Genomic DNA, 12,798 nt, shown 5'->3' with positions numbered 1-12,798 from the left:
TAAGCGCTGAAAAACGCGGTAACAGGTATAGGCGGCAACAATTTGTCGGGCAAATCGAAACAGCACTTTAAATCTATATGAGAATTACTATAAATTACGCATCTGAAATTGCCACCATCGTGCCATTGTCCTTTTGACCCTGGCGCAGATGGCTCAAGGATCGAAACCGCACCGCTGCGGTCGGGAGTCATGTTGGAAAACTACTATCGCGAGCTGGTGTGTTTCCTAAACGCCAGGCTGGGCAACCGTCAGGTGGCCGAAGATGTGGTGCATGACGCTTATGTGCGGGTGCTGGAGCGTTCCAGCGATACGCCGATCGAACAACCGCGGGCCTTCCTTTATCGCACGGCATTGAACCTGGTCATCGACGATCATCGACGCAACGCCTTGCGTCAGGTCGAATCGCTTGACGTGCTGGACAGCGAAGAGCGCTATTTCACCCCGTCGCCCCATGGCACCCTCGATCATGGCCAGCGTCTGGAGATGCTCCAGCGCGCGCTGGCCGAGTTGCCGCCGCGCTGCCGGGAAAGTTTTCTGCTGCGCAAGATCGAAGGTCTGTCCCATCCGGAAATTGCCGAGCACCTCGGGATTTCCAAGGCATTGGTGGAAAAGCACATCGTCAACGCCATGAAACATTGCCGCTTGCGGATCAAACAATGGGATGCCCATTGATCCTTGCTGGTTAAATTTCTTTTCATCGTCCTCGTTCCTACTCAACAGACGACCTGCTGACCTGATTCAGGCCGGTCAGGCCACCCAGGCTTTATCCCCGCGTTGAGGGGTTCATCCAGAGGACACTGGAAATGACACAGGCAATTGCATCGCCCATCGTTCACGACCTGATCGGCGTCGGTTTCGGCCCTTCGAACCTGGCGCTGGCCATCGCTCTGCAAGAGCGCGGCCCGACCCAGGGCGAGCTGGATGTGCTGTTCCTCGACAAGCAGGCCAACTACAGCTGGCACGGCAACACCCTGTCGACGCAGAGCGAATTGCAGATTTCCTTCCTCAAGGATCTGGTGACCCTGCGCAATCCGACCAGCCCGTACTCGTTCGTCAATTACCTCAAGTATCACGGTCGTCTGGTCGACTTCATCAACCTCGGCACCTTCTATCCGTGCCGCATGGAGTACAACGACTACCTGCGCTGGGTCGCCGGGCAGTTCACCGAGCAGAGCCGTTACGGCGAAGAAGTGCTGACCATCGAGCCGGTGCTGCACAACCATCAGGTTGAAGCACTGCGTGTGATTTCCCGCGACAGCCAGGGCCTGCAGCATGTGCGGACCACCCGTTCGGTGGTGGTCAGCGCCGGCGGCACGCCGCGCATTCCCGAGGCGTTCAAGGCGTTGAAGGGCGACACCCGGGTGTTCCACCACTCGCAGTATCTGTCGCAAATGGCCAAGCAGCCGTGCGTGAACAATCAGCCGATGAGCATTGCAATCATCGGTGGTGGGCAGAGCGCGGCGGAAGCCTTTATCGACCTGAATGATTCGTTCCCGTCGGTACAGGTCGACATGATCCTGCGCGGCTCGGCACTCAAGCCTGCGGACGACAGCCCGTTCGTCAACGAAGTGTTTTCGCCGGAGTTCACCGACCTGGTCTTCCAGCAGAACAGCGCCGAGCGTGAGCGTCTGGTCAACGAGTACCACAACACCAACTATTCGGTAGTCGACATCGACCTGATCGAACGCATCTACGGCATCTTCTATCGTCAGAAGGTATCCGGGGTTGCCCGTCATTCCTTCCGCACCCTGACCACCGTCGAGAAAGCCACCGCTACCGAGAATGGCATCGAGTTGGCCGTGCGCAACAACGCCACCGGTGAAGTCACCGTGCGCAACTACGACGCCGTGGTTCTGGCCACCGGTTACGAGCGGCAGATGCACCGCAAACTGCTGGCGCCGCTGGAAGAATACCTGGGCGACTTCGAGGTCGATCGCAACTACAAACTGATCACCGACGAGCGCTGCAAGGCCGGCATCTACATGCAGGGGTTCTGCCAGGCCAGCCACGGTCTGAGCGACACGCTGCTGTCGGTGCTGCCGATTCGTGCGGACGAGATTGCCGGTTCGTTGTATGAGCATGGCAAGAACCGTGGGCATCGTTCGATGGCGGATCTGTTGTTGGCGACTGCCAGCTAACGCCGATTTCCAGGCCAGATCATTCCCACGCTCTGCGTGGGAATGCAGCCCGGGACGCTCCGCGTCCCTATCGAAGGCCGAACGCGGAGCGTCCGTTGAGGCATTCCCACGCAGAGCGTGGGAACGATCATCCTGAACCCTTCCTGAACATCCCCCACATTCCCCGACACACCTCCTTTTGCCGGTTTACTCTCCCATCATCGGGGCGTAAGCTTCGCGCGTTTTCATCAATAGCGGAGACCCACAGTGGGTACTTGTTCGAGTGACAGTTGTCGGCCGGTCTCGGTAACCGGCAGATTCTCGGCAAGATAACGCGCAGCCTTTCTGCCGTTGTCTCGCCGTAACAGCGAGCAGCGGCATCCCGTGCATGACCCGTCCTGGGCCATGTCTGGACGTTCCTTCTCATCGACGCTGAACAGAGCGTGATTTCGACTGCACAGTCGTGATCGCAGCCCTATCGACACGCCTGTCTTTTCTGACCGGCGCGCCAGGCCTTGCCGTGCCGGTTGTTCCGGCGGACGAGGCGCGGCCGTACCTGCTTGACGGTTTCCCGGCTGACCATAGGGGCAACAGCCATGAAACTTACGCTCAAGGAATTTTTCGCAGGTTTTCTGCGGACCCGCCACATCGCCCGGCACTTCCGTCGCCTGGCGCTGCTGGAATCGATCAACGACACCACGGTCAGCCGTGAAGTCCCGCCGACCTTGGCCAACACTTTGGTCGACGCTGCGCATTGCGACAGCGGCGTATTGCTGTCGTCACTCGGCACGCATTCCGATGGCCTCACCGATTTCGAAGTCGATGCGCTGCGTGCGCAATACGGCCTCAACGAAGTCGAACACGAGCAGCCGCTGCCATGGTGGATTCACCTGTGGCACTGCTACAAAAACCCGTTCAACCTGCTGCTGACGTTGTTGGCGGTGATCTCGTGGCTGACCGAAGACCTCAAAGCCGCCGTGGTGATTTTCTCCATGGTGGTGCTGTCGACGCTGCTGCGCTTCTGGCAGGAAAGCAAATCCAACCAGGCCGCCGACGCACTGAAAGCCATGGTCAGCAACACCGCCACGGTGATGCGCCGTGACGCGCCGCGCAGCGAATTGCCGATCAAGCAACTGGTGCCGGGCGATTTGATCGTGCTTTCGGCCGGCGACATGATTCCGGCCGATTGCCGGGTGCTCAGCGCCAAGGACCTGTTCGTCAGTCAGGCAGCGATGACTGGCGAATCGATGCCGGTGGAAAAATTCCCGCGTCAGGCCGATCGCGACACGCGCAATCCGCTGGAGCTCGACAACATCCTGTTCATGGGCACCAACGTCGTCTCCGGAACGGCGGTGGCGGTGATTCTCACCACGGGCAACAGCACCTATTTCGGTGCGCTGGCGCAGCGTGTCGGCGCAACCGATCGCGCGGTGACTTCGTTCCAGCAAGGCGTCAACAAAGTCAGCTGGCTGTTGATCCGCTTCATGTTCGTCATGGCGCCGCTGGTGCTGTTCATCAACGGTTTCACCAAGGGTGACTGGACCGAAGCATTGCTGTTCGCGCTGTCGATTGCCGTGGGCCTGACCCCGGAAATGCTGCCGATGATCGTCACCTCGACGCTGGCCAAAGGCGCGGTGTTCCTGTCGCGGAAAAAAGTCATCGTCAAACGTCTCGATGCGATCCAGAACTTCGGCGCCATGGACGTGCTGTGCACCGACAAGACCGGCACGCTGACCCAGGACAAGATCTTCCTCGCGCGCAATGTCGATGTCTGGGGCGAAGACTCCGATGACGTGCTGGAAATGGCTTACCTCAACAGCTACTACCAGACCGGCCTGAAAAACCTGCTGGATGTCGCGGTGCTGGAACACGTGGAAGTCCACCGCGAACTGAAAGTCGGCACGACGTTTCGCAAGGTCGACGAGATCCCGTTCGACTTCAATCGTCGGCGCATGTCGGTGGTGGTCGAAGGACGTGGCCAGCCACATCAGTTGATCTGCAAAGGTGCGGTCGAAGAAGTCTTGGCGGTGTGCAGCCGCGTGCGGCACGGCGAGGTCGATGAAGCCTTGAGCGATGAATTGCTGACCAAGATTCGTCAGGTCACCGCAGCATTCAACGCTGAAGGCTTGCGCGTGGTGGCGGTTGCCGCCCGCTCGATGCCCGAAGGTCGCGAAGTTTATAGCCTGGCCGATGAGCAGGAACTGACGCTGATCGGTTATGTGGCGTTCCTCGATCCGCCGAAGGAAAGCACCGCGCCAGCGCTCAAGGCCCTGGCCGAACATGGCGTGGCGGTGAAAGTGCTGACCGGCGACAACGAGCTGGTGACCGCGAAGATCTGCCGCGAAGTGGGCCTTGCGCAACAAGGCCTGCTGCTGGGCAACGACGTCGAGCGCATGAGCGATGCCGAACTGGCAGTGGCAGTGGAAACCACCAACGTCTTCGCCAAACTGACGCCGTCACACAAGGAACGCATCGTGCGCATCCTCAAAGGCAACGGTCACGTGGTCGGCTTCATGGGTGACGGCATCAACGATGCACCGGCACTGCGTACCGCCGACATCGGTATTTCCGTGGACAGCGCGGTGGACATCGCCAAGGAAGCGGCTGACATCATCCTGTTGGAAAAGAGCCTGATGGTGCTGGAGGAGGGCGTGCTCGAAGGGCGGCGCACCTTCGCCAACATGCTCAAGTACATCAAAATGACCGCCAGTTCCAACTTCGGCAACGTGTTCTCGGTGCTGGTCGCCAGTGCGTTTATTCCGTTCCTGCCGATGCTGCCGATGCACCTGCTGGTGCAGAACCTGCTCTACGACATTTCGCAGATTGCCATTCCGTTCGATAACGTCGACGAGGACATGCTGAAAAAACCACAACGCTGGCAGCCGGGCGATGTCGGGCGCTTCATGCTGTTCTTCGGCCCGATCAGTTCGATCTTTGACATCACCACGTTCGCCTTGATGTGGTACGTGTTCGATGCCAACACCCCGGATCACCAGACGCTGTTCCAGTCTGGCTGGTTCGTGGTCGGGTTGCTGACCCAGACGCTGATCGTGCACATGATCCGCACGCCGAAGATTCCCTTTCTGCAAAGCCGTGCAGCCCTGCCGCTGCTGGTGATGACCGGGATCATAATGGCGGTCGGCATCTTCCTGCCGATGGGGCCGCTGGCGCACTACTTCAAATTGCAGGCACTGCCGTCGCTGTACTTCGTGTTCCTGCCGGTGATTCTGCTGGCGTACATGGCGCTGACCCAAGCGGTGAAAGGCTTCTACATCCGCCGGTTCGGCTGGCAATAACCGCAGGGCCAACGCTGTTCCCCCTGTAGGAGTGAGCCTGCTCGCGATAGCAATCTGTCAGTCAATATTGCAGTGACTGACACACCGCTATCGCGAGCAGGCTCACTCCTACAGGGATCGCGTGTTTTCAAGGGTTTTTTATGCAAGCCATCAACAACCTCAACCTCGATTCGCTGCTCGACACCCTCGTCAGCCTCAGCGCCGCGTTCATCCTCGGTGGTCTGATCGGTTTCGAGCGCCAGTACCGGCAACGCACCGCCGGCCTGCGCACCAACGTACTGGTCGCCGTCGGCGCGGCGATTTTTGTCGACATGGCCAACCGTCTCGCCGGCGCCGAAGGCGCGGTGCGCGTGGTCGCCTATGTGGTGTCCGGCATCGGCTTTCTCGGCGCCGGGGTGATCATGCGCGAAGAGGGCAACGTGCGCGGTCTCAATACCGCCGCGACCCTGTGGACCTCCGCAGCGGTCGGCGCCTGTGCCGGTGCCGACCTGCTCGCCGAAGCCGTGCTCGGCACATTGTTCATCCTCGCCGCCAACACCTTGCTGCGGCCGATCGTCAACAATATCAACCGCCAGCCACTGGACGTGGTCTCGGCGGAAGTCACCAACATCGTCTACGTCATCGCCCGCCGCTCACAGCAAACCGCCGTGTTCGCCTTGCTCGAAGCCGAGCTTGAGCGCAGCAACTACCCGGCCAGTGATGTCGATGTGCATGCGTTTGGCGCCGATGAAATCGAAATCGAAGCGACACTGGCGACAACGTCGGTCGATGGTGATGAACTGGATGCCCTGGTCGCGAGAATCTCGACGTCGGCATTGGTGGTGCAGGCGTTCTGGAGTCCGAGTACCACTGAATAAACTGTTCACCCTCCGATGAATAGCTGTTTTTTTCGGAATATTCCTACAGATCCCGCCACGGAGCTTGCGTAGTCTTGCCGCACCCAGAAACCGTGACATCGGGAGATCAATCATGATCAATAAAGCCCTGCGCATCCTGATCGCCGACTCGCAGCACTTCCACCGGATGAAAGTCGAGCGCTTATTCAACAGCCTCGATTACTACCGCGTGGCGCCGGCGCAAAGCCTTATCGAACTGATGACGCTGGTGGACTACGGTTGCGAGCCGTTCGATGTGGTGGTCATCAATGCCGAACTGGCGGCGGGTTCGCTGGATTTGTTGGGGTTTTTCCTCGATAACCCGCAGGTTCGTCAGGCGTTGATCTACAACGAAGGCACGGCGCCGTTGCAACCGGCCTTGGGATTCGCCCAGGAGAATGTGCAGATCAGCCATTTGGTGCTGCCTTCCAGACAATCGATCAGCCAGTTGATGGCGCTGGTCGATGCACCCGCCAGACGCCAGGATCCGGCCGTGAGCAAGTACTACCCGTTAGTGCAAAACGCTGCACATGCATAAAAAATTACCGGCCGCAACTGTCAGGTCTGACAGGTGATTTGCTCCCCGTTCCATGCAACAGTCCCGGTACAGCCACTGAGTCTGGATCAACCCGTGTCGGTGACCGTTTCGTCAGACTTTGCACCTGGAGTGGCCATGAAGTCAGCGCTGATCGTCGACGATCATCCGGTGGTGCGCGCCGCCATCCGAATCGTATTGCTAGCCGCGGGTTTCAAACAGATATACGAGGCGTCTCAAGGCAACGAGGTGGTGTCGCTTATTCGTGAACACGAGCCTCAACTGGTGATACTCGATCTGAATTTGCCAGTGCTCGATGGACTGGACGTTCTGGAGCGGATCAGGGCCAATAATCTGCGATCTCGAGTGCTGGTTTTCAGTACACACGACCCGATGTTCTATCAGGAGCGCTGCGTGCGAGCCGGGGCCATGGCCTACGTAACCAAAACCAATCAACTGGAACAGTTGCGCCATGCCATTAAGGCAGTCGTTTCGGGGCATACCTTTTTTTCCGCGCTTCCGGACTACCTCAGCACGCTGAATGCCGTGCAAACCACCGAAAAACAAATGATTGATCAGCTCTCTGATCGTGAGTTGAGCATTTTCGTGCAACTGGGGCTGGGCAAGTCCAATAAAGCGATTGCCGAGGACATGCACCTGAGCCACAAGACCGTGAGTACCTACAAGACCCGTCTGATGAAAAAGCTCGGGGTCGGTTCAGCGGTGCACTTGCGCGATTTCGCCAAGCGCAATCATGTGATCTGAGCGGTCGCACATGAGGCCGGGAAGCTGGATTGTCTGGCTGTGGTTGGGTCTGATGGCCGGCTGCTGGGCCGATGACACGCCGCAGGTGCTGCAAGTGCTGAGCCGGACCGGGCTGGAAAACGTCCAGTTGCGCCTCGACGAACAGGACCGGCAATGGCTGCGTTTGCACCCGGTATTGCGCATGGGGATTTCCGGACCGGATTACCCACCGTTCGAGATCACCCGCAATCAACAGGAACTCGAAGGGTTGACCGCCGATTATGCCGACCTGCTGGCGCAGTTGCTCGGCGTGCGCATCGAAGTACGCCGTTTTGCCAACCGCGATGGCGTGATGGCGGCACTCAAGCGCGGTGATCTCGATCTGCTGGGCACATCCAACAGTTTCGAGGCCGCCGACCCGGACTTCATCCTGTCCCGACCCTACGCCGAAGATCAGCCGATGCTGGTGACCCGCCTCGAAGAGCGGCTGCCGAGCGATCTTGCGGGCAAGCGCCTGGCGATGGTCGAGGACTATCTGCCGCTGGCGAGCGTGCAAGCGTTTTATCCCCAGGCCAGCGTGCAGCGCTACCCTTCGGCAATGGATGCGCTCGGTGCGGTGGCCTTCGGCGCGGATGATGTTTATCTGGGCGACTTCATCAGTGCCAACTACCTGATCAACACCAATTATCGTAACGACCTGCAGTTGGCCGGCCCGGCGGGACTGGACGCCAACTCGTTCGGCTTCGCCCTGTTGCGCAGCGACGCGCGCCTCAAGCGCATCGTCGATAGGGCGTTGGCGGCCATCCCCATGGAGCGCCGTCAACGCATCGAACAACGCTGGAGCGCGGGCTTTGCGGAGATGGCTGAACAGTCGCGGGTGCAGCTCAGTGCCAATGAGCAGGAGTGGCTGGACCAGCACCCGGTGGTGCGCGTCGGTGCCATCGACGATTTCGCACCACTGACGTTCTTTGACGCCGATGGTCGTTTCAGCGGGCTGTCGGCACAACTGCTGAGCTTGATCAGCCAGCGCAGCGGGCTGAAGTTCGACATCGTGCGCGGCGCCTCGCTGGATCGCCAGATCGAACAGCTCAAGGCCGGTGAACTGGATGTATTGCCGGTGGTGACGCCGAGCAGCGAGCGCGAAATCGAACTGCAATTTACTCGCGCTTATCTGAACAATCCGTTTGTGCTGGTCAGTGCGAGCACCGCGCAGGGACCGCTCAACCTTGATGACCTGGCAGGAAAGCGGCTGGCGATTTATCGCGGCCATCCGTTGCGCAGTTATCTCTCGGAACGCGTGCCGCGCGTTCGTCTGGTCGACGTCAAAAGCCCCGCTGAAGGCATGGCAATGACTGCCAAAGGCCAGGTCGACGCGACGGTGAGTTCGTTGCTGGTCGCGCGCTTTCTGATCGCGCGCCACTACCGCGACCGTCTACGCATTACTGGCACGGTCGGAGATCAACCGGCGCGTATCGCGTTGGCGACGGCCCCGCAAGTGCCGGCACTGCACTCGATCCTGAACAAGGCACTCCTGAGCATCGCCCCGCAACAGATGGACGAGCTGGTTGAGCGCTGGAGCCACGATGTGGTGGTGGATGACAGTTACTGGATACAACATCGGCGCGAAATTCTCCTGGGCTTCGCCGGTGCGGCGGTCTTGCTGGCGCTTGCGCTAGCCTGGATCGTTTTTCAGCGCCAACAGATTCGCCGGCGTCAGCAGTGGTTGCAGCAATTGCAGGAAGCCAAGGACGCGGCGGACGACGCCAATCGGGCGAAAACCACGTTTCTGGCGACCATGAGCCATGAAATCCGCACACCGATGAATGCCTTGATCGGCATGCTTGAATTGGCCTTGAAGCGCGCAGAAGAGGGCGTGACCGATCGTCTGGCGATTCAGGTGGCGTCCAACGCGGGGCAACAGTTGCTGGCGCTGATCGGCGACATTCTCGACATCGCGCGGATCGAGACCGGGCATTTGTCCCTCGCGCCCGAACGCGCCAACCTGCGTGAGCTGGTGGTGTCGGTGTGCCGGGTGTTTGAAGGGCTGGCGCGGCAGAAGCGTTTGCTGTGGCACATCGAACTCGATGCCCGTAGCAACGTCGACGTGCTGATGGATCCGACACGCCTCAAACAGGTGCTGTCGAATCTGCTGAGCAACGCAATCAAGTTCACCGAAGAGGGCGAGGTCAGTCTGCGGCTGGTGGTGACCGCCGCGACCTCCGAGCGCCTGGCCCTGAAAGTCTTGATTGAAGACAGCGGGGTGGGGATTAGCCAGGACGATCGGCAACGGCTGTTCAGCCCATTCGTGCAGGCGAACAATCACACGCAATCGGCACGCAGCGGTTCCGGACTGGGCCTGGTCATTAGTCGCAGCCTTTGCGAAATGATGGGTGGCACACTGCGGCTCGACAGTGCACCGGGTGAAGGCACGCAAGTCGAGGTCAGTCTCGACCTGCCGTTGTTGGCTGTCCTCGCTGAGGCTCCAAGCCCGGAAACAAAAGTCGCCGCCACCTGTTCACTGAGTGTTCTGGTGGTCGACGATCACCCGGTGAACCGTTTGCTGTTGTGCTGGCAATTGACTGAACTCGGCCATCACACGGTCGACACCGAGAATGGTGATGAGGGCCTGGAACGCTGGCGGACTCAGGCGTTCGATGTGGTGATCAGCGATTGCAACATGCCGCGGCGCAACGGTTATGAACTGGCGCGGGCGATTCGCGATGAGGAAGCGATTAGCGACCGCCAAGCGTGTCTGATCCTCGGTTTTACCGCCAACGCGCAGGCCGAAGAGCGCACGCGTTGCCTGAATGCCGGTATGGACGAATGCCTGTTCAAACCGATTCGCTTGCACGATCTGGCACAGGCCTTGGCGGCAGCCAGCCAGTGCGACATGCCGGCGGAGTCCGGTGAAATACCGGCACTGGCGGAAATCGACCTGAGCACCCTGGAGCAAATGGCCGGGGATGATCGCGCCCTGATCGAACAGTTGCGCAAGGAGGTGTTGAACAGTTTGCAACTCGATCTGCAACGCCTTGATGATTTGCAGCCTGAGCAGGATCGCGCAGGGCTGCGTGAACTGACTCATCACATCAAGGGCGGGGCGCAGATGGTGGGCGCGGCGCGGGTAGTGGCGGCGTGTGTTGATCTGGAGCTGGCGAGTCAACAGGCGCCTGCGGCAACGCTGGGCATCGCGGTCGAAACGTTGCGCAAGGCCATGACCGGTCTCGCGCAACGTCTGCAGGCCTGAACGGGCAATATCGCCGGCTCAGTCCCAGTCTGGCGCGATGCCTTTCGGGCTGGTCAGGCGATGGCCGCGTTCGAGCGAGGCAATCAGCGCCATGTCGGCGTCGCTCAACGTCAGCGCCATGGCGGCAAGGTTGCTTTGCAGGTTGGCCCGTTTGGTCGACGACGGGATCACCGCGTAGCCCGACTGCATGGCCCAGGCCAGGGTGATTTGCGCCGGGGTAGCCTGCAGGCGCTCGGCGATCTGCTGGATCAGTGGATCTTTCAGCACTTCACCGTAGGCGAGGGTCATGTACGAGGTGATGTGGATGCCCTGGCGCTGGGCAAACTCGACGACTTTGCGGTTTTGCAGGTACGGGTGCAGTTCGATCTGGTGGGTGGCGATGTTGTCGGCACCGACCGCCGCGATCGCCTGCTTCATCAGCTCAATGGTGAAGTTGGACACACCGATCTGCCGGGTCAGGCCCAGGCGCTTGGCTTCGAGCAGAGCAGCCATGAATTCTTCGACCGGCACCTGGTTTTCCGGCGACGGCCAGTGAATCAGGGTCAGGTCGAGGTAGTCGGTCTGCAGTTTTTGCAGGCTTTCCTTGAGGCTGTCGATCAGACGATCTTTGGCGAAGTTGGCGACCCAGATCTTGCTGGTGATGAACAGCTCTTTACGCGGGATACCGCTGGCCGCGATGGCCTCGCCGACATCGGCTTCGTTTTCGTAGATCTGCGCGGTGTCGATGACCCGGTAGCCGAGTTCAAGGGCGGTGCTCACTGAGTCAATGACGACCTGGCCATGCAGGCGAAAGGTGCCAAGGCCGAAAGCGGGAACAGACATGCAGGACTCCAGGGGTTGCAGTGGGAATGGGCAGGAGTATCCGTGTCTGCATCGTTGAGAAAAACCGCTGGCGGGACAAAGCACTGTTGATCAGAAATCATGAATCATTTTCAGGATTTGTGTTGTCCGGGCTGGCCTCTTCGCGAGCAGGCTCGCTCCCACATTGGAATGCGTGTTCATGTGGGAGCGAGCCTGCTCGCGAAGGGCGCGCCGCAGATTCAGGCTATGTCGCTGTGGGCAAACTCCTCTCCGAGAAAATCAATCAACGTGCGCACCGACGGCAACAACCCGCGCCGAGACGGAAAAATCGCATGCACCACCCCGCACTTCGGCGCCCAGCCTGGAATCAATTCCACGACGCGTCCGGCGGCAATATCCTCACGCACCACCACACTCGGCAAATGCGCCACGCCAACGCCGGCAATCACCGCCTGACGCAAGGCAATCAAGTCATCGGTGACCATGCGCGGCGTATGCCGAATCAGCGCCGTGTGGTCATTCGGCCCGAGCAGTTCCCACTGATATTCGCGCTGCGCCGCCCCCCAATGCAGGCTGGGCAAGCCATTGAGGTCGGCAGGCGAGGGCGGTGACGACAGACGTTCGACAAATACCGGGCTGCCGACCACTGATTGCATGCTGTTGCCGAGCACCTTCATGACCATGTCGGTGTTTTCCAGTGGCGGAAAACGCACCCGCAACGCGATGTCGAAACCCTCGTGAATCAGGTCGACGCGGCGATTGGTGCTCTCGATAAACAACTCCACCAACGGATACTTGAGCATGTAGCGCGTGAGCATCGGCCCGACCCAGGAGTTGAGCAGCGCCGTCGGGCAACTGAGGCGAACCAGGCCTTGCGGCTCGGAACGGTTGCGCTCAATCAGCTCGGCGGCGCTCTCGGCTTCGATGCGCATGGCCAGGCAGCGCTGGTAATAGGCCTGACCGATTTCAGTCATCGAGCAATGGCGACTGGTGCGGTGCAGCAGGCGTACGCCGAGGCGTTCTTCCAGTTCGGAAATGCGCCGGCTGAGCTTTGATTTCGGCATGTCCAGTGCGCGCCCGGCGGCAGCGAAACCATGATGTTCGACCACTTGGGTGAAGTAGTAGAGGGTGTTGAGGTCTTCCACCATCGTTCTCCAGATAGAACGCTAAGGCTGATTTTTGC

Annotated in this window: 9 protein-coding genes; 7 read left to right on the top strand and 2 right to left on the bottom strand. The window is 59.8% G+C overall.

Features of this window, described 5'->3' with window-relative positions; genetic code table 11:
• Positions 1–189 precede the first annotated feature (189 nt).
• The 7 genes from ACWR1S_RS13360 to ACWR1S_RS13330 all read left to right on the top strand — a co-directional run bounded on the left by ACWR1S_RS13360 (position 190) and on the right by ACWR1S_RS13330 (position 10,814).
• Entirely contained in the window at positions 190–672 is a 483-nt protein-coding gene (locus ACWR1S_RS13360) for a sigma-70 family RNA polymerase sigma factor (RefSeq protein ID WP_454563815.1), read from the top strand.
• A gap of 131 nt (positions 673–803) precedes the next feature.
• Complete coding sequence (locus ACWR1S_RS13355) at positions 804–2,138, top strand: lysine N(6)-hydroxylase/L-ornithine N(5)-oxygenase family protein (RefSeq protein ID WP_454563814.1); 1,335 nt, start codon at positions 804–806, stop codon at positions 2,136–2,138.
• Between the two features lie 575 nt (positions 2,139–2,713).
• Positions 2,714–5,413 carry a magnesium-translocating P-type ATPase gene (mgtA, locus tag ACWR1S_RS13350; protein ID WP_454563813.1) on the top strand — a complete coding sequence of 900 codons (2,700 nt, stop codon included), beginning with the start codon at positions 2,714–2,716 and terminating at the stop codon, positions 5,411–5,413.
• Between the two features lie 140 nt (positions 5,414–5,553).
• Positions 5,554–6,270 carry an MgtC/SapB family protein gene (locus tag ACWR1S_RS13345; protein ID WP_007913384.1) on the top strand — a complete coding sequence of 239 codons (717 nt, stop codon included), beginning with the start codon at positions 5,554–5,556 and terminating at the stop codon, positions 6,268–6,270.
• 112 nt (positions 6,271–6,382) lie between these two features.
• Complete coding sequence (locus tag ACWR1S_RS13340) at positions 6,383–6,826, top strand: chemotaxis protein CheY (RefSeq protein ID WP_454563812.1); 444 nt, start codon at positions 6,383–6,385, stop codon at positions 6,824–6,826.
• 135 nt (positions 6,827–6,961) lie between these two features.
• Entirely contained in the window at positions 6,962–7,588 is a 627-nt protein-coding gene (locus ACWR1S_RS13335) for a response regulator (protein WP_454563811.1), read from the top strand.
• Positions 7,589–7,640: 52 nt separating this feature from the next.
• Positions 7,641–10,814: a transporter substrate-binding domain-containing protein gene (locus ACWR1S_RS13330; RefSeq protein ID WP_454563810.1), complete on the top strand. Its 3,174-nt coding sequence runs from the start codon at positions 7,641–7,643 to the stop codon at positions 10,812–10,814.
• An 18-nt stretch (positions 10,815–10,832) separates the two neighbouring features.
• Here ACWR1S_RS13330 and dkgB read toward each other — a convergent pair whose 3' ends face one another.
• Positions 10,833–11,636, bottom strand: a complete 804-nt coding sequence (gene dkgB, locus ACWR1S_RS13325; protein WP_454563809.1) for a 2,5-didehydrogluconate reductase DkgB — start codon at positions 11,634–11,636, stop codon at positions 10,833–10,835.
• Between the two features lie 218 nt (positions 11,637–11,854).
• Positions 11,855–12,763, bottom strand: coding sequence for a LysR substrate-binding domain-containing protein (locus ACWR1S_RS13320; protein WP_454563808.1), 909 nt, complete (start codon positions 12,761–12,763; stop codon positions 11,855–11,857).
• Positions 12,764–12,798: the final 35 nt, after the last annotated feature.

Source organism: Pseudomonas sp. AIG (genome assembly GCF_977020205.1).
The sequence above is the reverse complement of the archived record's forward strand: the minus strand, read 5'-3'. Positions and strand labels throughout refer to the sequence as shown.